The organism is Alkalihalobacillus trypoxylicola (genome assembly GCF_001590785.1).
Classification (GTDB): Bacteria; Bacillota; Bacilli; order Bacillales; family Bacillaceae_D; genus Alkalihalobacillus; species Alkalihalobacillus trypoxylicola.
The window spans coordinates 188,954-214,818 of record NZ_LTAO01000001.1 but is presented as its reverse complement, the minus strand read 5'-3'; the positions used below and the strand labels follow the sequence as shown (position 1 = coordinate 214,818).

The window sequence follows — 25,865 nt, the reverse complement described above, 5'->3', positions numbered from 1 at the left end:
CATAATATCTTCTATTTCTCCTTTTTTAATTTTTTCTAGTCTTACTAATCCTGCTTTTAACTGCTAATCGTTTTTGGAGAAAACTTATAAGACTTTTCTCCCCTTTAGTTGATGAAGAAATCTTCCTCTAATCATACAATAAAATAGTGAATAAATGCCTTTTTAATGCCAAAAGAAAAAAATATGTACGAAAACATCCTTTTGAAAATCAGGTTTTATTTACCTTTATTTAGGAAATTAAAGGTTCAGAGAAGAAAAAAATAGGATTTGGGGGAAATCAAATGAAAAAATATATACTACTTTTACTATTATCAATAGCACTTGTTGCATGTAATGATGATACTGAAACAGTTGAGGAATCACAGGAAACAGAAACAGGTACGAGTGAAAACGGTGAAGCACAAGAGGAGGAGGTCAATGAGGAAGAAGCTCAAGAAGAAACCGATAATGGTGGATTTCTCTGGAAAGTGGAATCAGGTGATACGGAAGTTTACATGCAAGGAACGATTCATGTAGGGACAGAAGATTTTTATCCGCTGCACCCAGAAATTGAAGGTGCTTTTGAAAATGCAGACGTTGTATTACCAGAAATCAATTTATTAGAAATGACCATGTCACCTGATGATTTAATAGATTTAGCAATGCTTGAAGATGAAACGACATTAGACGATTTACTGTCAGAAGATGCTTATGAACAATTACAGGTTATTTTAGAAAGATATGACTTAGAAATGGATATGGTGAATCATTTTCAGCCTTGGTATGTTGAGCTAGGATTTCTGTTTCAAATGATTGTACAAGAGTCTACGATATCTCCAAATTATGCAGTAGATTTATACTTCTTAGAACGAGCTGAAGCAGCTGGAAAGGAAATCCGTCCATTGGAAAGTGAAGAACTCCAATATAATATGCTGAGTGACCTGTCTTTAGAAACACAAATTCAAACCCTAGAGTTCATGATCGAGAATTTCGATGAAGAAATTAAAAATGTAGAACAATTGGCTCAAGATTGGCTAGATGGAAATTATGAAGCCTTAGCTAATATGACAGAGAGTTTTGATGAGGCGGGCATTGATGACGAATATTGGGAAGCTATTAATGATGAAAGAAACATGGGAATGGCAGTACAAATTGATGAGATTTTACAAGAGGATTCTGGGCAAACGTATTTTGTTTTTGTCGGAACGGCTCATGTCTTAATGGAGCCGAGTATTCCTTCCATTCTAGAAGATATGGGGTATGAGATTGAACATATTTATTAATAAGGCTTTTGCGAATTTACTTTTTTCTTTCTTATAAAACACATAATTTGAGAAGTTTTCCTTTTACATTTAGTGAGGGAAGCTTCTTTTTTATTTTTAAAGGACAAAATAGTAAAAAAAAAATCGGTAGCTAGTGTCAGAAGCGTACCTTAAATCGCAAACAAATCTGAGTAAGTGTAAAAATACTTATCATGAATAAACAACTATCAAGATTTCCAATCTCATTCTAATTCCGAAAGTTGCGGTAACAAAAGTACACATGCTAAACTGTTTGTGTAAGCAGGCATTTTTATTATCTGTGATGTAAGCATGGGTAAAAGCTAGAATTAGACCTGTCATTCATAGGATTGAGTGAATTTCATAATTGATCTATAAACGAATAAAATCGAACGTTTCTTATAAAATATGTTTTAAACGTTTGCGAATGAAATTCTTGATTGAAACGGTAGGTAGTGACTCCCAAAGGATGAGCGCAGTTTGAAGATCCACTCTGACGAAGCCCTGCGAAGTCGGAGTTAGCTGAAGACAAGCCCTTGGGAAAGCATCTACCTAAAGTGAAAATCAAAAACCAAATCGTTCGGTTTTCATTATAAGATAAGAATGATGAAATGGATTCAATTAGTTAATTTTTTAAAATTAGAAAGTGAGTGAATAAGATGTTATCGAAGGATAAAATCGATCGAATAAATGAATTGTCCAAACGCGCAAAGGCGGGAGGACTTACAAAATCTGAGGAGAAGGAACAACACAAACTTAGACAAGAGTATTTAAATACCTTTAGAAATTCATTTAAAAATCAACTTCACAATGTAAAAGTAGTAGATGAAAAGGGAGATGACGTGACTCCTAATGCATTAAGGGAAAGTAAAAAAACGTATCGGGGTTTCCAACAATAATTAAATATTGAATCCCTCATGAATGAAAGTAAGAGAGTATTTTCATGATGAATATCTTCTATTAAAAGATAGCTACTATCCTGAAAAGTATAGTAGTTTTCTTTCGTAACATAATATTTAAAATGAGATTAACAGAATTTTTAAAAATGAAAGAAAATATTCATAATGGTAACTCTTGTACTATGCAGTAAGAAAGTATATGATTATAACGAGAAAATGTTAAGTGTGGAAAGGATGAAGCATGTTGACAACAAATGTTGAACAATTAGCTATTAATACGATTCGAACATTATCAATTGATTCTGTTCAAAAAGCAAATTCTGGTCATCCAGGTATGCCAATGGGTGCCGCACCTATGGCGTTTAGTTTATGGACGAAATTTATGAACCATAATCCAAGCAATCCAAACTGGGATAATCGTGACCGTTTTGTTTTATCAGCCGGTCATGGCTCAATGCTCCTATATAGTTTATTACATTTGACTGGGTACGATGTCTCAATTGAGGATTTAAAGCAATTTAGACAGTGGGGAAGTAAGACACCTGGGCATCCTGAATATGGTCATACTCCAGGAGTTGAAGCAACAACTGGTCCATTAGGTCAAGGAATAGGAATGGCTGTAGGTATGGCGATGGCAGAAAGTCATTTAGCTGCTACATATAATAAAGAAAATTTCCCAATTGTTGATCACTTTACATATAGTATTTGTGGAGATGGAGATTTAATGGAAGGAGTATCTGCAGAAGCAGCCTCTTTAGCGGCCCATTTGAAGCTTGGACGTCTTATTGTTCTGTATGATTCTAACGATATTTCTTTAGATGGAGATCTAAACCTTTCTTTCTCTGAGAATGTGGAAGATCGTTACAAAGCATACGGATGGCAAGTGATTCGTGTTGAAGACGGAAGAGATTTAGAAGAAATAGGACGAGCCATTGAGCAAGCTCAAGCAGACGAGCGTCCGACATTAATTGAAGTGAAAACGGTCATTGGTTACGGTTCACCTAATAAATCAGGAAAATCTGCCTCTCATGGTGCTCCTCTAGGTGATGATGAAATCAAACTAACAAAGGATTACTATAAATGGACCTTTGAAGAAGATTTTCATGTACCAGATGAAGTGGCTCAATTTTTCTCTGAACAAAAACAACAAGGTCAGAAAAAAGAAGATGAGTGGAATCAGCTATTCGCTTCTTATAAAAAAGAGTATCCAGAATTAGCGAAGCAGTATGAGTTAGCTACTTCAGGTGAACTTCCTGAAGGTTGGGATAGTCAAGCTCCAACATATGAAGCTGGCTCAAGCGTTGCTACACGTTCATCTTCTGGAGAAGCATTAAATGCTTTTGCTCAAAATGTACCACAAATTTTTGGTGGTTCTGCCGACCTTGCTGGTTCTAATAAATCTTATATGAAGGATTTAGGTGACTATTCACGTAACAGCTATGAAGGAAAGAACATTTGGTTTGGGGTTCGTGAGTTTGCGATGGGAACGGCTATCAACGGAATGGCATTACACGGAGGTTTAAAAGTATTTGGAGCAACCTTCTTTGTTTTTTCTGATTACTTAAGACCTGCTATTCGATTAGCTGCACTAATGAAGTTACCAGTTATTTATATTTTCACGCACGATAGTATTGCTGTAGGGGAAGATGGACCAACTCATGAGCCAGTCGAGCAATTAGCTGCTTTACGTGCTATGCCGGGATTGTCTGTTATCCGACCTGGAGATAGTAATGAAACAGTTGCTGCTTGGAAACTTGCACTTGAGAGCAAGGAGGTTCCTACTGCATTAGTATTAACTCGACAAAACCTTAAAACAATTGAAGGTACCGACGAGCATGCTTATGAAGGTGTCAAAAAAGGAGCATATGTGGTTTCGAAAGCAAAAGAAGAAGCCGAGGTATTATTGCTAGCTTCTGGTTCAGAAGTACCTTTAGCGGTTGAAGCGCAGTCTTTATTAGAAAAAGAAGGAATTCAAGCTTCTGTAGTTAGTATGCCAAGCTGGGATCGCTTTGAAAAGCAATCGGATGAATATAAAAACTCTGTATTGCCATCATCCGTTAAAGCTCGTTTAGGGATTGAAATGGGTTCTTCCATAGGTTGGGCTAAATACGTAGGTGATCATGGGGATGTTCTAGCGATCGATACGTTTGGAGCTTCAGCACCTGCTGATAAAATTTTATCTGAATATGGCTTTACAGCAGAAAACGTTGCAGCAAAAGCAAAAGCTTTATTAAAATAAACGATGCATCTTAACCCCTTTCCTTATTAGGAAGGGGTTTTTTAGCGATTACAAAGATTTCGACATTTCTTACTCTTGGTAGCAGAAAAGTATCCTATAGTAGCAAAATTTCGACAAAAACAGTGGTTTCCTTCTCCTACAAACAGACAGAGATTTTACTGGGGAATAGGTATAATAGAAAAAAACTTGTCTGAAGGAGCTGTTCATAATGAGACGTTACCAAGTGTATTTATTACAGGAAAAAGTCGCTAGTCATTATTTCGGACAAGAACCTAAACTCTTTCAATTGTTTTCTGATCGCGAGAGAGGTTCTTTAGCAGATCGAATCATTATTGAAAAACAAATAGAGTATATTTCCAAGCCTCTTCCAACCTTATTATTGCAACAAAGAATCAAACAATCGTTAAGAGAGAGTAGAGGTTATTCTGAATCAGAGCAAATTCATCGTGTCCAAATCAAAGAGCCATTTAGCTCAGCTGATCTCATTATAAATCAGCATTATTTGACGGTGACATCACAAGGGGCATTAGATGCGGAAACGATTTATTTTGAGGTATTAAGAAAGATTGACCCTTGCTTTTTCGCTGTAGATGTTGAACAAAAGCATTTTGGGTGGTTAAATCCGATACGACAAGCCAAATATTTAACTGGTGTTTCTTGGAATTAAATCGTTTTAAGGGAGAATATTTATAAAACTGATTTTTTAGACCTTTTAAAACGATCTTCATTAAGATATAATGAAAAAGATTGAGTCAAGCACATGATGTCGCTTAGCTTGAATGTTTTAAAGGTCGAAGGAGGAAGTTGGAATGATTTGGCATATTCTTGGTTACACAGCTGCCGTATTAGCTGGACTAGCTATTGGGTTTTTTATTGCTAGGGCAACAATGAAAAATTATTTGAAGAAAAATCCACCAATTAACGAGCAAATGTTACGAGTAATGATGATGCAAATGGGTCAAAAGCCATCGCAAAAGAAAATTAACCAAATGATGCAGGCTATGCAAAGACAGCAAGGGAAATAAACTACAAAAACTACTGATATAACAAGGGTTACAAGAGTTTTGATTATTGAATTAACGTTATCTAATATTCTAAAATATTGATTGGCTTAATCCATCATCACTCTTTTAAAATTACAATTAATTTACTTTTAAATCACATTATCTCCGTATGTAAAATTAAGGAGAGGATGTGATTTTTTTGTGTTTTAAAAGGGATTTTGGTTAATTTTTCTGCTTTAATTTCCAAAAGGATAGATTAAGTGTAGAGGTGAAATTAATGCTATTAGAGGATGCGTTTATGGAATATGAGTATCACTGTCTTGCACGAAATTATACAAAGAAAACTATGATTAATAAACGTCAAGAATATAAGCAACTCAAAGCTTTTTTAGTTGAGAAGAGAGGTATAACAGAGCTTACATCGATTCACCAAGCAGACATGAAAGCCTATTTAAGATATAAGCAAAATTCAGGGTTAAAACCCCAGTCTATTCAAAGTATGGCTAAACAAGTTAAGGCATTTTTTAACTGGTGTGTTAATGAAGAATATTTAGTTAAGAGTCCGATGGATAAAGTGGCTCTACCAAAAGTACCTAAACTTGTATTAACTGGACTAACAACAAACGAAGTCGTAAAAATGATGAACTCCTTTAAAGGCAATGATTTCTTAAATACCAGAAATTTGGCAATTTTGTGTATTATGACTGACTGCGGTTTAAGAGCGATGGAAGTTTCTGGATTGAAGGAGGTTAATGTACGTGAGACGGAAATTTTAGTTTTCGGAAAAGGGAGTAAAGAGAGATTGGTTTTTATTTCTCCAGCGTTAAAAAAGATATTAATTAAATATGAGAGAGTAAAACGTCAATATTTTAAAGGTAGGATTAAGCAAAGTGACCACTATTTTTTAGCTTATCAGGGTAAGTCAATGTCTACTGTAGCAGTTTATAACTTAGTTAAAGAGTCTTCAAAGCGTGTTGGCATAGATAGTAAGAGGGTTTCACCACATATGTTTAGGCATTATTTTGCAGTACAGAGTGTCTTATCTGGCATTGACATCTACAGTTTATCCAAACTTTTAGGACACAGTGATATAAATATAACGGAGCGATATTTGAGGAGTTTGGATAGCTCGCAATTATCAGTAAAAGCGATTTCTTCAAGTCCACTAATGAATCTACACAATGTGTACTAGCAAAATTTAAGAGGAGTGACAAATAAGTGAGTAATTTAAAACCCATAAACGAAGATTATTAGACGGAATGAAGAAGAATTTAATTCGATATTAGAAGAATACGGGAATAACCCACCCAAGCACTTACTGGAACGCTTTGGTTATATTCAAGGCTCTTTAGATTCTCTCAATACAATCAAAGAAGAGTTAGAGCTATTGATCGGTAGAGAAATAAGATAGTTACAGTTCAATTAATATTGAAATAATAAACAAATAAAAAGGACACTATGAGTGCTACCAACACTCACAATGCCCAACCGATAAATAATATCTCACTAATATTATTTTATCACAGTTACCTCAAAAAAATCCACTTCTTTGTAGGTTTATTTAAGTATGTCGAAAAATAAGACAGAGGGTAATAAGTTGGCGAGTGTCCTTTAATTAAAAGGAGACTAAAACAATGAATCCACTAATTAAATACAATCCAGATTATATTCTCTCAAATGAGCGAAATACACTACAATCATTCGCAACTCTAGATGCTCTAAATCAGTCCGTATCGGCTCACATGGACACTTTAAAGGCTTACTCATGTAAAGAATCTATTATGGCATTACTAGCGCATATTAGCTCTCACAGCGTTGTTATTTTAGGTGTCTCTTGGATGTCTAATAAAACTATGGCAGAGCATCTGAAAGTGAGCGTTAGGACTATTCAGAGGTCTATCAAGGAGTTAATCGCCTTAAAGATCATCAAAGCTTATCAGACGCAAGATATAAAGAGGAGAGGGCAAACGAGTAATACTTATGTTATTTTGCCTGTAGAGCCTCTTACAGAGCTTAAAAATGATAATATTCAGCCTAGTAGTCATGGGGTCAGTCTATCAAAACAATCTCTTAAACAACCTTTTAAAAAATCTAAAGATCTAGTAAACGTAATTAGCGATCCTTCCAATCAAAATGAAATATTTTGTTTACCAACTTATATCCCTAATCGATTCGCCATGTATGCAAAACTAATCTCTAAAAATGAATCTGACATTGTTAAACTCTATAACAAAGTCCAATTAGCATATTCTAAATGCGCCCTAGATCACTCTATAGACGCTTATTTAGACGATGTAATCAGAGTTTTGCAAGGAGTGGTTTATAAAGTCAAATACGGTAAAATCAAAAATATATTTGGATATTTATATAAAGGTGTATTAGAAACTTTTGATCGGTTATTTGATTTGGAACTGGCACAATTAAAAGAGGTGTCAAAATGAGTATAATCAAACGTTTTATCCACTTAGATATTGACCAAAAGCTAATTTTAATATGTGCAGCTGTTTTAATTGGATATCACTTAATTATGGCACTTATGTAGATAGTATAAATCTTAATAAAATAAAAAAAAGAGCTATCAAACACTCCAAAACCATTAATGGAGAATATGATAACTCTTCCTGGAGTCAAGTTACACACCTAACGCCACGCCCTTACTGAGCTTTTGTAATGTGATTATATATTAAAAAACATAAAGCTATCAATAAGTAAAAAATTCCAATAATGGTGTGAGGAATTAAAGGAATTTATTTTATGCGATTTTTATATTCCCTCCACACATTCAGCACTATTATTTCTTGGGCTATTCACTAGTGTAGACACTTCATAAGCTGACATCTTATTTTCATCATAAGGTGTGAATAATTCCTTAAGAATATGTTTATCCTCAATAGAATTGTCTAACCAAGTCTTTCTATCTTCACCATCTAATATAACAGGCATTCGATCATGTATATTACTAATGAAATGATTTGGTTTAGTGGTAATAATCGTACAAGTCACAATTTCTTGAGTATCTGTTTTCCATCTATCCCATAGTCCAGCAAATGTAAAAACATCTCCCTTATTTACCATTATTCTATAGGGTTGTTTGGTATTATCATCATTACGTTTCCATTCATAAAAACTATCCGCTGGTATTAAGCAACGTCTACGAGATAATAAACGTTTAAAAGAAGGTTTTTCATCTAAAGTTTCACCACGAGCATTGATCATCTTATAGCCAATCTTAGTGTCTTTAGCCCATGATGGAACTAAACCCCATTGTAGAAATCCTGATTTCCATTTGTTAGAGGAATCAGAAACAATAGATAATACTTTTTGAGAAGGAGCTACGTTGTAATTTGGACTAAATTCAGGAAAAGGGAGCTGTAATTGTTCTTCAAGAGATTCTTTAGGTGTGATTATTGTAAATCTTCCACACATAGTTTCACCTCGTTTTAGAATAGGGTTAGATATAATTATTTATAAGATTATAGTATGTGAGGATGAGATGCAAATTAAACAGTGTGAGTCGAATATAGGTGTGGAAAGTGTGAAAAAGCTATGTATCATAAGGGGAAAGTGGTGATAGTAGGAATGGAGAGCAAGAGTCGAAAATATGAGTCGTAATTTTAGAGGAAAAGTGGAAAAAACGTAGGTAGAATAAGGGAAAATGGAGGACATGTGTGAATTAGGTGGAGAGAATTATGAGATTACAGTAGATGGTAATCAGTATAGATTAGGAAATTATTTCTAAATCAAAACATTTTCATATTTACTCATAAGTTATTATGTGTTATCATAAGTTAACATAATTAGTTATCATGTTTCATTATAATTAATTATAAAGATGAATAAGGAGTGTAGAATATGAGAAAAAATGTATGGCTTGTCAGACCTTTACCGCATGGAACTAACCATATGGTGGATTTCTTAAATTCAGATATTATTGCTGTTGGGTATCCTGTTGGTAAAAATTTAATTAATCATAATTATTCAGATATTCGTACCCTTTTGGAACAGTTTGACTGGGAGGAAGGTGTTGGGAATGTAAATTCTTTTGTTAATGTTATGAAAAGAGGAGATATTGTCGTTGTACCAGATGATAATAAGAAAGATGTATATTTTGGAGAAATTAAATCTGAGTATGTATACGAAGAGAGTTTAGATATTGATAAAAAAGGAACTGGATATCCACATCAAAGAAGAGTTAAATGGTTTTTTGATAAAGAACCTTTAATTAGAACTGAATTACCAGAAGAATTAAAGGTATCAATGAGATACCCAGGGGCAATTGCAGATATAACAAAGCATTATAATGTTGTTAATAGTATAATTTATGGTGAAAAAGAGTTAGAGCTAAATTCTTCGTTAGAAGATAAAGCAATGAGTGTATTAGAGAAATTATTAAATAGCAATGAAGAAGAAATAAGATACAAAGCAGCTAAAACAATCTTAGAAAAACGATAAGATTATTGTCAATAATATACTAAAAAGATAACACATAAATACTTTAAAGTTAACCCTGTATCTGGATTAGCTTTAAAGTATTTTAAAAACACAAATAAACTATTGACTTTGTTAGTCTGATAGTTTAATATCAAAGCACGACTCAAAAAAATAGAGTTTTCCCTGTATTTATTTTTAACATAGGTAAAGTATACTTGGAAGTAAACTATAAGTCAACTAGAAAATATATATAATACAGATTATATATAAATTACAAATACTGGGAGGTTGAACGAACAATGGACAAACTATTGATAGGGTATTTAACTTTATTAAATGACAATAATCAAAATGAGACTGAAGCTTTATTAGAGAGTTATGAGGATTTTAGTGGACAGTGTGAGTACAAAGATGAAGATATGTTGATTAAATTATATGCTCAAGCTGAGTAATTTTATTAATTGAGAGGAGGTGAGTGAGATGTAATAGTTCAGCTGTTTGTTGCTAATGTCATTGGAAAATACAAAAAATGGAGGAATTGAATGGGGCGAATTAAACGAAAGAAAATTAGGGGTTATGATGAAATTAAAAACTATATCAAGAGTAATTTAGCTTTTGTCCAGGTAAATAACAATATATTTGACGACATATATGAGAAGGGGAAAATTACTGAAGCTGATTTGATTGTATTTGCATTTTTACAATTAATCAACCAAAATAAATTAGTTTTGTCTAAGATGGAAATTGCAAAGTATTTAAAAATGAGCGACAAACAAATTAGAACGAGTATTATTAAACTTGGTGAAATTAAATCTAAAACTAATGCGAGATACCATTGGATATATGGTGAACTTAGAGAGGTCGATGAACAAGAAGCATATTTAGTCAACAAAAAAATACACGCTGCATACAATCCAGTTGCTCAAAAAAACCAAAAGATTACACACTATTATGTTGATTTTATACCTCCAGTAAAAAGTGCTAAGTCTGGTGAAGTTAAATATCATAGCTATTTTAATGTCCATATTGATGAGTTCGATTTATTACATAATGGAATTTTAAATAGAAAAGAGTTTATAACATACTTATTTTTTAACCGTATAAACCGTGAAAAGGCAAATAAGTCTATTTACATAACGATAAGTAAATTGTCAGAGAGGTTAAATATCAAACTTAATCAAAATACACATAAATATGTCAATAAACTAATTGATCTCGATCTTATATCGGAGGTTAGACCAGCTAACTATAATTTTAAAATTGATAATGGTGAAGAGCCTTCTTCTTCCTACACTCCAATACATAACCTAGCATTAATGAATACGGTAATTGAGCGAACGTCAAAAAAGACGGCAGTAAACTTAGAAAAGACGGAAGTAGATTTTGATGATATGGAAGATGTTTTTAAAGAATTGGAAGCTGACTATTAAAAATCGGAAATGAATTATAAAAATAGGGAAATAGATTTTTATAATAAGGAAATTAATTTTATTCTTTAGGAAGTTGTTTTTTGTTTTATGGAAGAAAATTCGAAAATGAGAATTTGTATCCTTTGTGGTGTAAGGGTTTGAGTGGTGTGTGCGTTCTCTATAAGATCTTTTAGAAGATACATAATAATATACATAAGAAGACTATTTAATAATATTTATTTAGAAAATATATAAGTAGATATATAAGAAGATTCTTTAGAATCTTCTCGGCATGGATTTCTCCATACCGCTGTGCTTGACGCACAGGAAAGGGAATATTGATCATATTAAAATTGAAAATGGAGAGTGAAATATTTGGCGGAAAATTTACAGGATCAAATTTATATTTATAGTTTATCTACGGAGAGTTTTTTGAGTGATGAGGAAAGAAAGATCCATGATGAAAAGCAGACATTAGAATTAGGGATGTCATTGTATAAAGATATTCTAAATAAACTTGAATCAACTAGAGTGATTGAAGATAAGGATCTCGAAAAATATTATAAAGCTTTCTCTTTTGCTAATGTTGCTCGCTCTGCACCATTGTATAATTTTTATTTTTTTGGATTTAATGAGATGCTGGAAGAGCGAATTATTGAAGAATTAACGGCTATCAATCGGAACAAAAAACAAATTAATAAGCTGAAAAAGCAATTGTTTGAACCATACAATAATAGAATCACTAATATTGTCGCTGAATTAGATAAAATGGCTGACCAATTTGAAGGTATTCGCACGCTGAGAAATCAAGATTTAATCGAAAGTAATATAATATCACAATTTGATTCTGTTTTAACTAGAGCATTAGGAATTAATAAAGATGAGACAACAGATGATATTATTATGATTAGAGCATATCGTTATAAAATATTTGAAAAACTTGTTGTTAATGGATTTACTAATGCATCTGGTGAAAAATATTGCTACTTCACATCAAGTGCTGGAGGGATTAGAAATAAAAAGTCTGTATTTATCAAGAAGTCAGTATTGGATAAGGTTCAATCTTCTTTATTTGCTGGGTTGACTCGTGAACGTATCAATAAAAATGGCGGCATGAATCCCAATAAATATAATGCTTATACGGCACTAAGTATGACAGCGAGTGTGGAGTGGGAAGGATTCAATATTGAAAACTGTATTGTTGTGGATGATTTGGAAACTTCAGTTTTTGGAACTGTAGATTATATTGATGAAAATTATAACATTAATCGTAAAAAAAATTATCCTGTTGATATTACTCATACAGATGGTGCTGGGATATGTTTACCATCTGTGTCAAATAAAGCGATACAGATACGTTTACCGTTTTTTAAAGGTCTATTAATTCCAACACCTTTCGATAAATTTATAAATGAAAACCCTGGTGCTTCTCCAGTTGTAACTGATATATATGGTAAAGAGTGGAATGTGATAAAAGATGATATCTCTATAATTTTTACTAAAAGTCAATTTAAGGCATGGGGCTACTTTATTAATAGAGAAGATAAAGATAAAAGTTGGGATGATTACCGAACGGCATTTAATGAATTTAATTGTGAAGCTGCAATCGCAATGGAAGAAGTGGATGAAGATGGTTTTGATGATAAACTGTTATCTTATCAAGTTTTACAAACTCTAACTGATGTTTCAAATAGTGAGTTGGAATACATAGCTAGTCAGACTGTACATAACATAAATAAGTTTGGTAATGATTTGGATGTGATATTAGATGTTCTCGGGGCAAATGATGAGAATGAGCATAAAAATAGCTTCCAAGAAGCAATTGATCTATATCCTAATTTAGTAAATGATGAGCATACCAAAGAGGAAATGAAGGAAACTAGACGAGCGTTAATAAAGCGTGCCAAGAGTGGAAAGTTGTTATTGAGTGGCAATAAACGAGTATTTATTGCTCCGGATACATACGCATTTTGCGAGAAGTTGTTTTTAAATATCGACCAACCCAAAGGTTTGCTGAATGATGGAGAAGTAAGTTGTAGTTTATATGATGACGGTCAAAAATTAGACGTGCTTCGATCCCCTCACTTGTACAAGGAACACAGTATAAACGTTAATAAAGTCAATAAAGATATTAAGGAATGGTTTGTTACTAATTGTATTTATACTAGTGTAGAATCGCTCATTAGTCAGCTATTAATGTTTGATGTAGATGGAGACGAAGCGTTGATCGTGAGCGATGAAAAATGGATCAATATCGTAGAGAGGAACATTAAAGGTGTTGTGCCTTTGCAATATAGCTTAAAGAGTGCTCAACCAGATATTATCGACAATCAAATAATATTTAATAGCCTAAAATCAGCGTACGAAAAAAATATCGGTACGGTAAATAATCAAATTACTAAAGTGTGGAACTCTGGTGCAGTGGATGAAAATGCGGTTAGAGTTGTAAAATGGTTGTGCCTAGAAAGTAATGCTGTCATTGATTACGCTAAGACTTTGTGGATGCCAACAAGACCGAATGAAGTCGATAAAGAAATTAAAAAGTTTGCAAATGGTAGAGTGCCTCACTTTTTTATCAGCGCAAAAAATAAATCTAAAAAGAATGTAGCTAAAATTAATAACAGTGTAGTCAATAGACTTGAGAGGGATAAAATTATTCCACCTACCAGTAAGCATATTATCTTTAAAGATGTAGTTGGAACGTTTGATTATAGTAATCTACTATATAACAAGAGTGTAAATATTAATTCGAAGTTAGCGGTAAATATTATTGAGAAGTATGATGAATTAAACCGCAAAAAACACTGGGCAATAAAGAAAGAATCTAGGCTGCAAGGTAAAAGTATGAGGAAAGTTGAATTTAGAGTAATTAAAGATATACGCAAGCAACTTCGCCTAATAAAGAATGATGATGTTTTTATTGCAGATGTATTAGTGGAATACTTATACGAAAAGCGAAGTAAAAATAAAAACTTATTATGGGATGCGTTTGGTCATGTTATTGTGTGGAATATAAATAGAAATGTACATAATAAATTAGAATGTTTGGATTGTAAATGTGAGGTTGAGATAACAAAAGAGAGACAAATCAGATGTGAAATGTGTCAGATTAAGCGAAATAAACACCTAGATGCAGTGAGAAAACGTAAAAGTAGGCAGAGTAAAAAGCAGACAGAAAAAGTGTCCTGATGAATTTTAAAAAATAAAATGATAACACCTCAAAAAGCCTTTAAAAATGGGATAATTTTGAGGTGTTATTTTTATACGAAAATCCCCTCTAAAGGAAAGGTAATGACGTTAATAGATCATAAAGTTCGGATTTTATCTTTCTCCATCTGATATAAAAACAAAATCTAAGGAGGGTTAATTATTTTGAATCATTCCTCAGGTGAATATAAAAAAACTATTAACAAGATAGGAACGAGTAAAAAAAGAAAGCTGATTGTGACAGCGGTCAATAAGCCTAATTTAGATAAGTGCATGAAAGAATTTTGCAGATTAATAGATCGTGAAGAATTAGAGAGGAAGTAATCCTCTCTTTTTATATTTTTACAACTGCATACGATTCCGTAATTATAATTTATCACATTTTGTGCTCTATTTACAACCCCTAAAATAGATAATTTGTCTCCAATTTATAATTTACTTAATAGAACAGGTGATAGCGTTGAGAGTGATTGTAAATTGGCGAGGAGTTATCTAGCCAATAATTCCTGATTTTATCTAAATTTTTACCTCCATTTTTTGTATGGCATCTAGTTATTAAATTAGGTGTCATACGCTTTTTGTGCTTTCTGTTGGGTCTCGTCAACCCTTGTGTAGTAGCGTGAGCTATAGTTTGGGAGCTATAGCTCAAGTTTTTTTATTACACAAATAGATGAGGTTGAACAGAGCGTACAAGTATACGCTACTACCCAAAAAAGGACGTTGATAATTAATGAACCAAGGTGCAACATTAGAACGAGTATCAGCAGAGGAGCAAGCAAAAGCATTTAATGTAAAGTATAGTAAGTACCGTATTAGAAAGACGTTTATGTCGTGTGATGATATCCCTGGTGAGTACAAATTATTTTGTGAGTTGAGTAAAATTGAGCGTGAGACGAAGCGAATAAAAAATGAGGATCGTATCACTATGTGTAACATTATTATTGATGTAATTGAGCAACGTATTAATAATAATGTATTGAATTATCGAACTTGGGAGATTATGCAGCTACAGGAGTTAGTTGGTGAGATTAAAAATGATGTGATTAGATTGACTAATAAGATGCATGGTGGAGATAAAACGGCTCAGACGAAGAAGATTAGGCAGTTGGAGCGTAGATTGAGTAAGTTAGAGTTACCGATCGATAAGTATCATTGTATAAACTATCACCCATTTAGTGAGAATCGTCAATATGAGTCTCTGACTAAAAACAAATGGGTCAAAACACATGCATTTAAAACGTGGTGTGATTATTTTCCATATTTTCAAATGCCGAAAGAAGAAGAGTTAAATGTGGATTGGAGTAAACCAGTCAAAATGCATCTTGCTTATGACCATATTGCAAAATTTGATACTGCTAATTTTACAAAATCAGCTATCGATATGATAACTAGATATTACGACCATGATGATAATATTGTTCAGAAGCTAGATATTAGAACGAATAAGCATGTAATGAGCTTTAAAGACGGTAAGATTTATTTTTATTTTACTAATTGATAAATACATAATATTTTAATTTTCTATTTAAAATGATAGTAACTTTGATGGTTTGGAGTGTTAGATTAAAGGGAAAACACCTCTAGAGCTAATACGTAAATAACTAGCAAAAATACAAATCAATTATATAAAGAGGTGTTTTGATGGTTTCTAAGAAGAAATTCATAAAAAAACCAGTTGTTGTAGAAGCTTATCAAGTGACTGAAGAAATGGATATAAAAACCTTGGAAGGCACAATGAAAGCTTCTCCTGGTGATTGGATAGTTACAGGGGTTCATGGCGAAAAGTATCCAGTTAAACCAGATATTTTTGAGAAAACTTATAAACTTATTGATTAACTATTAGTTATTTAATGCTTTTTTAATTGATTCGTAAGTAAAACTCATAGCCCATTTAGCGCCAATACCATAAAGATTTTCAGGTGTTTGATATGAACTTTTAATTTTTACTGCCACCACTTTTTTACCTAATTCCACAGCTTTATTAATTTCCCATTTAACCCAATCACTATTATGTGTGTTTTCACCTACTAAACAAAGAAATACTGAACTATCAGAAATCTTACCTTTTATCACACTTTTTATATAAGTTGCATTGGTAGAGTTAATGGATACACCTACAGAAGTGTCGTCAAATTTTAAATCAAAATAACCATTATCATTCTTAGACCAAGCTACTAATAAGTTTTTATACCTTGTATCCTCAAGTGCAGAGTGATAACTAACAAATACTTTCTTTGCCATTTTATTTTCCTCCTTTTTCCTTACTATTTAAATTTGCCCAGTTTACATTTTCTTTAGAGATTATACTTTCCACTCTTTCTACAAGAGCCTTGAATGGAATTTCTGTATCGTAAACCCCGGTTTTAGTAAGGTACATGTATTTTTCATGTCTTAAAGTTTCGCAAATACTTCTGTATTCGATCCAATTCTCGTGATATTTCGATAATCCTAGCCAAGCTTCGATCCCGGTTATTGTTACACCTATAAGACTAACCAAAATTACAATAAATTTGAAATCTGGTATTAACCCTATTAACAAGGGGATTGAGGCTGATAGAATAATAACAAAAATTTTTGAGCGCTTATAAATTTTTTGTGCTACCATACTTTTACTGTCATACCAATTAATCTGGTCATCAAGTCTTTCTTGAATATATTTTTCTTCAGAAATTTTCAATTGTAATAAATTTCACCACCTGTTCAAAATATTTTAAAGATTTAATACTAATACTATTATCTTACAAAGTTCGTATAAATTGAAGGATTTTTTGGTAATTACCTAGATTATTTTACATTATATTCTATAAAACTATTAATTATCTTAATATGTAGCAGGACTTTTGTCTCTTCGTGTAGAATTAAGCGTTATGCTGGAAGAGGAGAGTGGGAAATGGACTACAATTATAACGACTTTAAAGAAGATGTTAAAAGTAGACGAGTAGCTGAGTATTCACGAGTGTTTAGCAGATTAATTAGTGAATTGGATGGGTTAATAGATAGTAATATGATCACAAATTTTTATCCGAAGAACTTATATAATGACATCGAAGAAAAAGAATTTATTTTTTTAACTGAAAATAAGGTTTTTTTAGTTAAGGCTAATTTAGAGAATCAAATTAGTATCATATCATTTGAGAAGCTTATCAATAGGATTGAATTGATATCATCTAAACATCAGAATGAGGTTGTTTTGACAGTAAACTTTAAAAGTGGAGATGTGTTGATACTTAACAGTAAAGCTGATTCGAATGAAAATTGGGTGTACGAATACTCAGGTGCAATAAGAGAATTTTACAGAGAGTTAATTAAATAATTTTAGCGGTCACTCGATTGAGTGGCTTTTTTATTTCTCTAAATCAGGAAGAATAGGATGATAAATAAAATCTTTAGAGGATAATGCAACTTAACCACGAATATATACGTATATAAATAGTAAAATACGGTAAAAGGTGGGTCTAAATATGAGTGAAAAAACAATTATGGCATTCGAAAATCATTTGTTTGGTATTAAGGGAAAAAAAGCTGGATTTTTAAATATACCGAAAGAGTATTATGAGTTAACAAACGAACGATTGAAAATTACTAAGCAAGGTGTATTGACGGAGACGAGAAGTGATATTGAGTTGTTTAAAATTAAAGATATTACTGTTAAACAAAAAATGAAAGATAAAATGATGGATTTGGGCGATATTGAAATTGTATCTGCTGATGAGAGTGATCCAGTGCTGTTACTTAAGCAGATTAAGAGTCCACATGATGTAAGAGAGGCTATTCGTAAAGCTAGTAAAGTAAGTAAAGAATTAGTTGGAGTAAGTTACAGGCATGATTTGTAAGTGAGGTGATCTTATGATACCTAATGAGAAACTATTTAAAGTGTTTGATGAGCAGACTAAGTTTCTAAGAGCAATTGGTGAGCAGGTAAAATTAGTTGAAAGATTTAGAGAGTCTATAACTGCTAATATTCCAAAAATAGAATTACCTAAAATAGTATTTCCAAAGTTTGAATTTCCACTAATCGAAATTGATACTGGTAAAATAGAAAAATTGGCAAAAAACAATTCTAAATATGGGTGGACACTTACTGGGGAGATAGACACTAATATGTATTTAGATGAAGATTTATTGGAAAAGGATCAAGAATTTATTGATTCAGCTTTTAAGGCGTATTTTGAATATAATTCTAATAAAAATTTAATGCTTACAGTGGATACAATAATGAGTACAATAGATGATAAATGGAAAAATGTTCTGGAAGACTGTATTCATTTGTATGAAACAGAAAAGTTTAGAGTAATAATTCCTATGCTAATTACCATAGTTGAAGGCGAAATCTCTAAAATAGCAAATAGTGACAACATCGGAAAAAGGTTGTTGAATGAATGGAAAGAGCAGTCTGATGAAAATCATAAGGGTTTTATGGTTCTTGTTTCATACACACTGCAAGAATACTTAATTAGTAATATTTTTGTTCGTAAAGATTTCACAGATGAAAGAGGGACTGTAATAAATAGAAATTGGATATTGCATGGAAGAGATGACCCAAGTCTATGGACTAGGGTAGATGCATTAAAATTAATAAATATGATTTCAACCTTGCAGTTTATTAAAAATCATAAGTAAACACTACTTTAATTGTAGTGTTTTTTGTTAGTTTTTTTATAGAAAATGTCTTAAAAGTAGTTAAATTTAATATAAAGGAGGTAAGTCAATGCCTAGAGCTGAAAAGAGCAAACGAGATGATTTAACATTTCAACAACGTAAATTTGTGAATGCTTATCTAAAGAGTGGAGTTGGAAGAAAAGCAGCATTAGAGGCAGGATATAGTGAGAAAAGTGCTGATAGTATGGCGAGTCAAATATTAAAACTTCCTAAAGTAAAGAAAGCAATTCAAGCTAAGGAGAAAGAGTTTGAAATGGCTTCGCTTGTAACAGTTGAAAATGTATTAGCTGGAATTTTGGATATTGCTAATCACAAAGAAGCGACTCGGACAGAAAAGTTAAACGCATATAAGTTACTTGGTCAACATTTAGCTATGTTTACCGATAAGCAGATTATACAAAATGAGCATTCTAATCCATTTGAGCAAATGTCAGATGATGAGATATTGAAGGCTTATGAAGAACAGAAGAAATTTAAAAATAACGCTTAAATATTACATAAAACAATTATTAAATGTAATAATTTTATCTAGTTGTCGATTGTTGATTTAATAGGCTTTTTACTTTACATAAAATAGTTGCATTTAATATTACACAAAAGGTTTACATTAATTATCGTTTGTATTATATTTAAATTAACAATAATACAGGGAGCGATAATCAATGAAAAATCAAGTAATAGCTTATGCAAGGGTATCGACTCAAGATCAACATTTAGATAGACAATTAGACGCATTACAAAAACATGGATATGATATTCTTATCAAAGAGAAATATACAGGGACTAAACGTGAACGAGAAGGATTAAATGAATTAATGGATCGTGTCCAAAAAGGCGATACGGTGATAGTTGAATCCATCTCTCGAATTGGTCGTAAAACGTTAGATATACTTAGCATAGTCGATGAATTACAACAAAAAGGTGTTATATTTAACAGTTTGAAAGAAAAGATGGACACCTCTACACCTACTGGGCAGGCTATGTTTAAAATGATGTGCGTTATCGCTGAATTAGAACGGGACATGATTGCTGAACGTGTTAAAGAAGGCTTACAAAGTGCTAAAAATAGAGGAAAGAAGCTAGGTAGACCAAAATTAGATAATGATAAAGTCAACGTTGCTTTAAGAATGTATGACAGTAGTGAATACAGTATAAAAGAGATAGTTGAACAAGTCGGCATATCTCAAGGTAAACTATACAAAGAAATTAATAAACGTAAATTAGAACAGTAAGACAGCCACCATATAAAGTGAGCTGTCTTTTTTTATGCTTAAAACAGGGGGTGAATAATATAAGCACAGTTGATATTGAGCAGATTAAACAAGAGTTAGCTATTGAGCGTGAGCTGAAACTACGTCAATCACGTAAGTTATTTTGGGAGTTTTGTATGACGTTAGAGCAAGACTTTTATCAAGATGACCGATTATATCTCAAGGAGATTTGCGACACGCTTCAAGCCTTATATGAGGGTACATTAATAAATAAAAAAACTGGTAAACCTTACCGAAAGTTAATGATGAATATTCCACCTCGTCACGGTAAATCACGTACATTAGTTAACTTTACTAAGTGGTTACTTGGAATTAATAATCAAAATAAGATTATTACAGCTTCCTATAATGACGATATGGCTACAGATTTCTCACGTTATTGTCGTGATGGAATCAAGGAAACTAAAAATATTCCCACTGATATTATCTACTCTGATGTATTTCCACAAACTAAAATTAAAGATGGTAATGCTAGTGTCCAAACTTGGGCATTAGAGGGGTCATTCTTCTCATACAAAGGTGTTGGTATTGGTGGTGGTGTTACAGGTAAGGGTGCAAATATCCTTATATGTGATGATTTAGTAAAGGACATAGAGGTTGCCACTAATGATGATGCATTAGATAAGATATGGAAGTGGTATACAGGTACATTTATTTCTCGTGCTGAATCCAACTCTATAGAAATCATGAATATGACTCGTTGGGCTAATGGTGATCCGTGTGGTCGCATACTAGACTCTGAAGATGCTGACGAATGGTACATCTTAAAAATGGAAGCCTACAACGAAAAAACAGATACTATGCTTTGTGATGACGTTCTGTCTAAGGAGCGTTATTTGTATTTAAAACGTCAGTCAGATCCGTTGTCTTTTGCAAGCAACTACCATCAAGAGCCAATTGATGTGAAAGGCTCTCTATATAAGGACTTACTCACCTATGATGATATCCCACAAGATGACAAGGGTAACTCTAAGTTTGAGCAGATTATATCCTACACTGACACAGCCGATCAAGGTAATGACTACTGGTGTACGATTGTGGCAGGTTTATACAATGGTGAAGCTTACCTTCTCGATGTTTACTATACTCAAGAAGGTATGGAAGTGACTGAACCTGCTACAGCTAAAATGTTATATGACAATGAAGTAAACTTAGCTAAATTTGAATCTAACAATGGTGGTAAGGGTGCTGCAAGAAATGTCGAGCGCTTATTATGGGATAACCACAATACACGTAAAACTGTCATTGAATGGTTTCACCAATCTAAAAATAAGAAAGCACGTATTGTATCAAACTCACACTTTGTCATGAAGCATATTTATTTTCCTCATAATTGGAATATAAGGTGGAAAGAGTTTTATAAAGCTATTACAACTTATCAAAAAGATAAGCGTAACAAACACGATGATGCAGTTGACTGTTTAACTGGAATTGCTGAATCCATAAATAATCACATTGTAATTAAACTATTTAAAACATCTTTATAAAAAAGGAGGGAAGTAATGTTATTTACTGCACCATCTATATTTACTATGGAAAAGAAAGAAGAATTAACATCTGAAAAATTGAAAGAATACATAGATTTACACTCAGCAAGAATACCACGATACAACTACTTAATGGACATGTATAAGGGTAATCATGATATTGTAAAGCAAGCTAAAAAACAGATGAATAAACCAGATAACCGTTTAGTAGTTAACTTTGCAAAGTACATTGTTGATACATTAAACGGTTATTTTATTGGTAATCCAGTTAAAACCGTTCATCCAGATAAGTCTGTTGCAGATAAAATGAAACTAATTGCCAAGCGTAATAGTCAAAATGACAACAATGCAGAGTTATCGAAAATGACATCTATTTATGGTCATGCATATGAGTTTCTTTATCAAGATGAAGATGCTAATACTCGTGTCACATACCTCGATCCACTATCGGCATTTGTTATTTATGATGACACTATCTCACAAGATCCATTATATGGTGTACGTGTGATGTCAGATAAAGATGGTAATAAATTCGGCAATATTTACTCTAATTTTGATGAAACTGATTTTTTTACTAACGACAAGTCTGAAATTGTAATATCACCTGAACAACGTGAACATTATTATGGTGATGTACCACTTATAGAATACATAGAAAATGAAGAACGGCAATCAGCGTTTGAGAATGTTATCTCATTAATTAACGCTTATAACAAAGCTATATCTGAAAAAGCGAACGATGTGGATTATTTTGCCGATGCTTACTTGTCCGTGCTGGGGATTGATCTAGATGAAGAAACAATTAAAAACATTCGTGATAATCGTATCATCAATCTAAAAGATGGAGACTCCAAAAGTATCACTGTTCAATTTTTGGATAAGCCGAACGCAGACACAACACAAGAAAATTTAATCAATCGTTTAGAAGATCAAATCTATCAAAAATCTATGGTGGCTAACATCTCGGATGAGTCATTTGGTGCTTCGAGTGGTATTGCATTAGAGTATAAGTTAAAGTCTATGGACGATGTAGCTAAATTAAAAACACGGAAATTTACAGCAGGTATAATGCAAAGATTTAAGATGATGTTTGCAATTCCTACTAATTTTGGAGTAGACAAAGAATCTTATCTTGATATTGATTATGTATTTACATACAATAAGCCGCACAATATTGTTGATGAAGCTAATGCAGTCAATATGTTAGCTGGGCGAGTATCTAAACGCACACAATTATCCATGCTATCAGTAGTTGATAATGTACAGGACGAATTAGACCAAATTCAAGCCGAATCAGCGAAAGAAGCTAATCAAGCTAATACATTCGCTAATGACATGAATACGCCATTTGGAGTAGCCGCCAATGTCCAAGAAGAATAAGGAATATTGGCAGAATAGACATAATCAATGGTTAGATAATCAAGATAAATCTGATAATCAAGCAACAGTTAAGTTAAACAAAAAGTATTCTCGTATGTCCAAAGAATACGAGAAAGAGATTGCATCCTATTTTGCCAAATACGGTAAAGATAATCTAATTGAATATCGCAATCTACTCGAATCACTATCCACTGATGAGCGCAACTTACTCTATCAATCTATGGGTGAGTTTGCAGTAAAGTATCCACAACATTCTCATTTAATGCCTGTTCGTGAAAGTATTTATAATCTAAATAGATTACAAGGCTTACATTACTCTACTAATCTAAAATTACTGGAACTAGGTGCAATTGAGCATGATTTACTTGAAAAACATCTACTTGATACATACGGTAAAAATTATAATAAATTAATGAAGGAACTTGGTTTAGGCAACTCTTTTGTGGCTGTAAATGACCAAGTCATGAGAGATACTATATTCACCAAATGGGTAAATGATGAAAATTTTAGTGACCGTATCTGGAAAAATAAATTAAAGATGTCTAGCTATATGCAAACAGAATTTCGTGATTCTGTCGCTCGTGGCGACAATTATTATAAGACAGCTAAAGTTATGTCCAAACGATTTGAAGTAGGTATGTATGATGCTAAACGATTAGTTTTTACAGAATCATCATTTGTATTAAATCAATCCCATACTAAAGCCTATATTGATGCTGGAGTAACAGAGTATACAATATCTGCTATTCGTGATAGTAAGACAAGTCAAATTTGTAGAAGTTTAGATGGTCAAACATTTAGATTTGAGGATATGGAGGTAGGAGTGAATTTCCCTCCGTTCCATTCTTGGTGTAGAACTACTTTTATTGGGAATTTAGATGGTTTGTTAGATTAGGAGGATTATATGCATTGTATGGATTGTGGTACTAAGTTAGAGTTGCTTATAGTAACTAACTTTGTCACCTCTTATCATTGTGATAAGTGTGAGATATTTTGGTATCAAAAAATTAAACAGCATACATTATGGGAAAAAAGTAAAAGAAATAAATTTTAAAGCCTACTAAGGCTTATTTTTTATGCCCAAAACATGCTTATGGCTTATAACTGTGCAAGGATAAACTCTCACAAGAGTATAAAAAAGGAGATCTCCATTATGCCCGAAGAAAACAATATTGTTGATGAAGAATTAAAAAATAAAGAAGATGAATTAGCAGAAAAAAAGCAAGACGAAGTTAAAACTTTTACCCAAGAAGAGTTGGAGAAAGTTGTACAATCTCGTTTAGCTAGAGCTGAAAAAGACAAAGCAAAGGCAATCGAAGAAGCTGAAAAGTTAGCTAAAATGAATGCTGATGAAAAGCAGAAGTATGAATTTGAAAAGCTTCAGCGTGAAAATGAAGAATTGAAAGCTGCACAAAATAAATATTCGCTTGGACGAGAAGCAGCTAAGATGTTAGCAGACTCTAATATTATTGCAGATGACGAGATTCTTTCATTAGTTGTGCGAGAAGATGCTGAAGCAACTAAAGTGGCTGTATCTGCTTTTAGTTCATTAGTGGCTCGTATCGTTGATGCCCAAATACTTGAAAAAATGAAGGGTAAATCACCTAAAAAGCAAACGGAAACGCCTGTTACTTTGACGAAAGAAGATTTTAACAAGCTTTCTTACATCGAAAGAGATGAGCTTTACAAAAAAGATTATGATACATACAAAAAATTAACCAATTAAAAGGAGTTTGATTTATTATGACACAAACAAAAGCTATAGATTTAATAAACCCTGAGGTAATGGCAGATGCTATCTCAGCAAAATTACCGCAAGCTATTCGCTTTGCACCATTTGCACGTATTGATACAAAATTAGTTGGTCAGCCAGGTGATACAATTACTCGTCCAAAATATGCTTACATTGGAGCTGCTGAAGATTTAGTTGAAGGGTTACCTATGGATACAACTAAATTAAGCATGTCTACTACTAAAGTTACTGTAAAAGAGACTGGTAAAGCCGTAGAAATTACAGAACGTGCAATTTTAACTAATGTAAGTGGTACTTTGGAAGAAGCGGAGAATCAAATTCTACTTGCTCTTAAAGACAAAGTTGAGATTGATTACTTAACAGCATTAGGTGAAACACAATTATCATTTAACGGCACAGCGACAAATGCAGAATCTATCCTTGACGCTGTAGATGTATTTGATGATGAAGATGAGCAAGATTATATCTTATTCGTTAATACGAAAGACTATACTAAGCTAGTAAAATCCTTGCTTAATACTAATGGTCAAACTGGTCAAACGGCATTGACTTCAGGGCAAGTTTCTGAACTTGTTGGTGTAAAAGACATTGTCCGTACAAAGCGTTTAGCTGAAGGTACATCTTATCTACAAAAGCAAGGTGCAGTTGAGATTGTATTAAAAAAATATCCTGAGATTAAAGCTGATGAGGATATTTTAAATCGTACAGTCGTAATTACAGGTAACGAATATTATACTGTAAATCTTTATAACGATGCTGGTGTTGTAAAAATCCAAGCCACAGGCTCTGGAGAGTAATCTCATGTTGTTGAGAAGACATCGAAAAAATAAAGAGGTGAAACAGCCTAAATCAACACCAACTCCACCA

The 25,865-nt window shown here is 32.7% G+C and carries 27 protein-coding genes; 24 read left to right on the top strand and 3 right to left on the bottom strand.

What is annotated here, in order from left to right:
• Positions 1 to 281 precede the first annotated feature (281 nt).
• From AZF04_RS00980 to AZF04_RS00950, 7 genes are all read left to right on the top strand, one after another.
• Positions 282 to 1,262, top strand: coding sequence for a TraB/GumN family protein (locus tag AZF04_RS00980; RefSeq protein WP_061947190.1), 981 nt, complete (start codon positions 282 to 284; stop codon positions 1,260 to 1,262).
• Positions 1,263 to 1,918: 656 nt separating this feature from the next.
• Complete coding sequence (locus AZF04_RS00975; RefSeq protein WP_061947189.1) at positions 1,919 to 2,158, top strand: DUF896 domain-containing protein; 240 nt, start codon at positions 1,919 to 1,921, stop codon at positions 2,156 to 2,158.
• Positions 2,159 to 2,399: 241 nt separating this feature from the next.
• Positions 2,400 to 4,397 carry a transketolase gene (gene tkt / locus AZF04_RS00970; RefSeq protein WP_061947188.1) on the top strand — a complete coding sequence of 666 codons (1,998 nt, stop codon included), beginning with the start codon at positions 2,400 to 2,402 and terminating at the stop codon, positions 4,395 to 4,397.
• 208 nt (positions 4,398 to 4,605) lie between these two features.
• Positions 4,606 to 5,064, top strand: a complete 459-nt coding sequence (sirA, locus tag AZF04_RS00965) for a sporulation inhibitor of replication protein SirA (RefSeq protein ID WP_061947187.1) — start codon at positions 4,606 to 4,608, stop codon at positions 5,062 to 5,064.
• 142 nt (positions 5,065 to 5,206) lie between these two features.
• On the top strand, positions 5,207 to 5,422 hold the full coding sequence (locus AZF04_RS00960; protein WP_045479009.1) for a YneF family protein: 216 nt from the start codon (positions 5,207 to 5,209) through the stop codon (positions 5,420 to 5,422).
• A gap of 256 nt (positions 5,423 to 5,678) precedes the next feature.
• Positions 5,679 to 6,593, top strand: a complete 915-nt coding sequence (locus tag AZF04_RS00955) for a tyrosine-type recombinase/integrase (protein WP_061947186.1) — start codon at positions 5,679 to 5,681, stop codon at positions 6,591 to 6,593.
• A 442-nt stretch (positions 6,594 to 7,035) separates the two neighbouring features.
• The gene (locus tag AZF04_RS00950; protein ID WP_061947185.1) at positions 7,036 to 7,842 is read left to right on the top strand and encodes a helix-turn-helix domain-containing protein; all 807 of its coding nucleotides are present in this window, start codon (positions 7,036 to 7,038) and stop codon (positions 7,840 to 7,842) included.
• 322 nt (positions 7,843 to 8,164) lie between these two features.
• Here the strand turns inward: AZF04_RS00950 and AZF04_RS00945 are convergent, their stop codons facing one another.
• Complete coding sequence (locus tag AZF04_RS00945) at positions 8,165 to 8,827, bottom strand: SOS response-associated peptidase (RefSeq protein ID WP_061947184.1); 663 nt, start codon at positions 8,825 to 8,827, stop codon at positions 8,165 to 8,167.
• 426 nt (positions 8,828 to 9,253) lie between these two features.
• Between AZF04_RS00945 and AZF04_RS00940 the strand changes: the two genes are divergently transcribed.
• The 7 genes from AZF04_RS00940 (at position 9,254) to AZF04_RS00920 (ending at position 16,284) form a co-directional block, all read left to right on the top strand.
• Entirely contained in the window at positions 9,254 to 9,853 is a 600-nt protein-coding gene (locus AZF04_RS00940; RefSeq protein WP_061947183.1) for a hypothetical protein, read from the top strand.
• 278 nt (positions 9,854 to 10,131) lie between these two features.
• Complete coding sequence (locus AZF04_RS21080; RefSeq protein ID WP_156479499.1) at positions 10,132 to 10,284, top strand: hypothetical protein; 153 nt, start codon at positions 10,132 to 10,134, stop codon at positions 10,282 to 10,284.
• Between the two features lie 90 nt (positions 10,285 to 10,374).
• On the top strand, positions 10,375 to 11,262 hold the full coding sequence (locus tag AZF04_RS00935; protein WP_061947182.1) for a hypothetical protein: 888 nt from the start codon (positions 10,375 to 10,377) through the stop codon (positions 11,260 to 11,262).
• A gap of 354 nt (positions 11,263 to 11,616) precedes the next feature.
• Positions 11,617 to 14,430 carry a hypothetical protein gene (locus tag AZF04_RS00930; protein WP_061947181.1) on the top strand — a complete coding sequence of 938 codons (2,814 nt, stop codon included), beginning with the start codon at positions 11,617 to 11,619 and terminating at the stop codon, positions 14,428 to 14,430.
• A 183-nt stretch (positions 14,431 to 14,613) separates the two neighbouring features.
• On the top strand, positions 14,614 to 14,772 hold the full coding sequence (locus tag AZF04_RS21075; RefSeq protein WP_156479500.1) for a hypothetical protein: 159 nt from the start codon (positions 14,614 to 14,616) through the stop codon (positions 14,770 to 14,772).
• 406 nt (positions 14,773 to 15,178) lie between these two features.
• A complete protein-coding gene (locus AZF04_RS00925; RefSeq protein ID WP_061947180.1) occupies positions 15,179 to 15,946 on the top strand; it encodes a hypothetical protein in 768 nt (255 codons plus the stop codon).
• Positions 15,947 to 16,089: 143 nt separating this feature from the next.
• Positions 16,090 to 16,284 (top strand): hypothetical protein, encoded by a 195-nt coding sequence (locus AZF04_RS00920; protein WP_061947179.1) that lies wholly within the window; start codon positions 16,090 to 16,092, stop codon positions 16,282 to 16,284.
• A 3-nt stretch (positions 16,285 to 16,287) separates the two neighbouring features.
• Here the strand turns inward: AZF04_RS00920 and AZF04_RS00915 are convergent, their stop codons facing one another.
• A complete protein-coding gene (locus AZF04_RS00915; protein ID WP_061947178.1) occupies positions 16,288 to 16,689 on the bottom strand; it encodes a TIR domain-containing protein in 402 nt (133 codons plus the stop codon).
• A 1-nt stretch (position 16,690) separates the two neighbouring features.
• The gene (locus AZF04_RS00910; RefSeq protein WP_201030524.1) at positions 16,691 to 17,125 is read right to left on the bottom strand and encodes a DUF4231 domain-containing protein; all 435 of its coding nucleotides are present in this window, start codon (positions 17,123 to 17,125) and stop codon (positions 16,691 to 16,693) included.
• Between the two features lie 213 nt (positions 17,126 to 17,338).
• Between AZF04_RS00910 and AZF04_RS00905 the strand changes: the two genes are divergently transcribed.
• The 10 genes from AZF04_RS00905 to AZF04_RS00860 all read left to right on the top strand — a co-directional run bounded on the left by AZF04_RS00905 (position 17,339) and on the right by AZF04_RS00860 (position 25,795).
• The gene (locus AZF04_RS00905; protein WP_061947177.1) at positions 17,339 to 17,761 is read left to right on the top strand and encodes a DUF3908 family protein; all 423 of its coding nucleotides are present in this window, start codon (positions 17,339 to 17,341) and stop codon (positions 17,759 to 17,761) included.
• Positions 17,762 to 17,909: 148 nt separating this feature from the next.
• On the top strand, positions 17,910 to 18,281 hold the full coding sequence (locus AZF04_RS00900; protein ID WP_061947176.1) for a PH domain-containing protein: 372 nt from the start codon (positions 17,910 to 17,912) through the stop codon (positions 18,279 to 18,281).
• A gap of 13 nt (positions 18,282 to 18,294) precedes the next feature.
• Entirely contained in the window at positions 18,295 to 19,068 is a 774-nt protein-coding gene (locus AZF04_RS00895) for a hypothetical protein (RefSeq protein ID WP_061947175.1), read from the top strand.
• Positions 19,069 to 19,156: 88 nt separating this feature from the next.
• On the top strand, positions 19,157 to 19,597 hold the full coding sequence (locus AZF04_RS00890; RefSeq protein WP_061947174.1) for a terminase small subunit: 441 nt from the start codon (positions 19,157 to 19,159) through the stop codon (positions 19,595 to 19,597).
• Positions 19,598 to 19,769: 172 nt separating this feature from the next.
• Positions 19,770 to 20,339, top strand: coding sequence for a recombinase family protein (locus AZF04_RS00885; protein ID WP_061947173.1), 570 nt, complete (start codon positions 19,770 to 19,772; stop codon positions 20,337 to 20,339).
• Between the two features lie 155 nt (positions 20,340 to 20,494).
• Positions 20,495 to 21,865, top strand: a complete 1,371-nt coding sequence (gene terL / locus AZF04_RS00880; protein WP_082795203.1) for a phage terminase large subunit — start codon at positions 20,495 to 20,497, stop codon at positions 21,863 to 21,865.
• A 15-nt stretch (positions 21,866 to 21,880) separates the two neighbouring features.
• Complete coding sequence (locus AZF04_RS00875; RefSeq protein ID WP_061947172.1) at positions 21,881 to 23,245, top strand: phage portal protein; 1,365 nt, start codon at positions 21,881 to 21,883, stop codon at positions 23,243 to 23,245.
• Complete coding sequence (locus AZF04_RS00870; RefSeq protein WP_061947171.1) at positions 23,229 to 24,140, top strand: minor capsid protein; 912 nt, start codon at positions 23,229 to 23,231, stop codon at positions 24,138 to 24,140. The genes AZF04_RS00875 and AZF04_RS00870 overlap by 17 nt, the downstream gene beginning before the upstream one ends.
• A 258-nt stretch (positions 24,141 to 24,398) precedes the next feature.
• Positions 24,399 to 24,971, top strand: a complete 573-nt coding sequence (locus tag AZF04_RS00865; protein ID WP_061947170.1) for a DUF4355 domain-containing protein — start codon at positions 24,399 to 24,401, stop codon at positions 24,969 to 24,971.
• Between the two features lie 17 nt (positions 24,972 to 24,988).
• Entirely contained in the window at positions 24,989 to 25,795 is an 807-nt protein-coding gene (locus AZF04_RS00860) for a N4-gp56 family major capsid protein (RefSeq protein ID WP_061947169.1), read from the top strand.
• Positions 25,796 to 25,865 lie beyond the last annotated feature (70 nt).

Bases quoted from the DNA above. Each gene is read 5' to 3' on its own strand.
- AZF04_RS21080 (WP_156479499.1), top strand. From the start codon at position 10,132: ATGGACAAACTATTGATAGGGTATTTAACTTTATTAAATGACAATAAT.
- AZF04_RS00920 (WP_061947179.1), top strand. From the start codon at position 16,090: ATGGTTTCTAAGAAGAAATTCATAAAAAAACCAGTTGTTGTAGAAGCT.
- AZF04_RS00875 (WP_061947172.1), top strand. From the start codon at position 21,881: ATGTTATTTACTGCACCATCTATATTTACTATGGAAAAGAAAGAAGAA.
- AZF04_RS00960 (WP_045479009.1), top strand. From the start codon at position 5,207: ATGATTTGGCATATTCTTGGTTACACAGCTGCCGTATTAGCTGGACTA.
- AZF04_RS00950 (WP_061947185.1), top strand. From the start codon at position 7,036: ATGAATCCACTAATTAAATACAATCCAGATTATATTCTCTCAAATGAG.
- AZF04_RS00885 (WP_061947173.1), top strand. From the start codon at position 19,770: ATGAAAAATCAAGTAATAGCTTATGCAAGGGTATCGACTCAAGATCAA.
- AZF04_RS00980 (WP_061947190.1), top strand. From the start codon at position 282: ATGAAAAAATATATACTACTTTTACTATTATCAATAGCACTTGTTGCA.
- AZF04_RS00935 (WP_061947182.1), top strand. From the start codon at position 10,375: ATGGGGCGAATTAAACGAAAGAAAATTAGGGGTTATGATGAAATTAAA.
- AZF04_RS00955 (WP_061947186.1), top strand. From the start codon at position 5,679: ATGCTATTAGAGGATGCGTTTATGGAATATGAGTATCACTGTCTTGCA.
- AZF04_RS00865 (WP_061947170.1), top strand. From the start codon at position 24,399: ATGCCCGAAGAAAACAATATTGTTGATGAAGAATTAAAAAATAAAGAA.
- tkt (WP_061947188.1), top strand. From the start codon at position 2,400: ATGTTGACAACAAATGTTGAACAATTAGCTATTAATACGATTCGAACA.
- AZF04_RS00905 (WP_061947177.1), top strand. From the start codon at position 17,339: ATGGACTACAATTATAACGACTTTAAAGAAGATGTTAAAAGTAGACGA.
- sirA (WP_061947187.1), top strand. From the start codon at position 4,606: ATGAGACGTTACCAAGTGTATTTATTACAGGAAAAAGTCGCTAGTCAT.
- AZF04_RS00900 (WP_061947176.1), top strand. From the start codon at position 17,910: ATGAGTGAAAAAACAATTATGGCATTCGAAAATCATTTGTTTGGTATT.
- AZF04_RS00925 (WP_061947180.1), top strand. From the start codon at position 15,179: ATGAACCAAGGTGCAACATTAGAACGAGTATCAGCAGAGGAGCAAGCA.
- AZF04_RS00860 (WP_061947169.1), top strand. From the start codon at position 24,989: ATGACACAAACAAAAGCTATAGATTTAATAAACCCTGAGGTAATGGCA.
- AZF04_RS00870 (WP_061947171.1), top strand. From the start codon at position 23,229: ATGTCCAAGAAGAATAAGGAATATTGGCAGAATAGACATAATCAATGG.
- AZF04_RS00940 (WP_061947183.1), top strand. From the start codon at position 9,254: ATGAGAAAAAATGTATGGCTTGTCAGACCTTTACCGCATGGAACTAAC.
- AZF04_RS00915 (WP_061947178.1), bottom strand. From the start codon at position 16,689: ATGGCAAAGAAAGTATTTGTTAGTTATCACTCTGCACTTGAGGATACA.
- AZF04_RS00945 (WP_061947184.1), bottom strand. From the start codon at position 8,827: ATGTGTGGAAGATTTACAATAATCACACCTAAAGAATCTCTTGAAGAA.
- AZF04_RS00890 (WP_061947174.1), top strand. From the start codon at position 19,157: ATGCCTAGAGCTGAAAAGAGCAAACGAGATGATTTAACATTTCAACAA.
- AZF04_RS00975 (WP_061947189.1), top strand. From the start codon at position 1,919: ATGTTATCGAAGGATAAAATCGATCGAATAAATGAATTGTCCAAACGC.
- AZF04_RS00895 (WP_061947175.1), top strand. From the start codon at position 18,295: ATGATACCTAATGAGAAACTATTTAAAGTGTTTGATGAGCAGACTAAG.
- terL (WP_082795203.1), top strand. From the start codon at position 20,495: ATGACGTTAGAGCAAGACTTTTATCAAGATGACCGATTATATCTCAAG.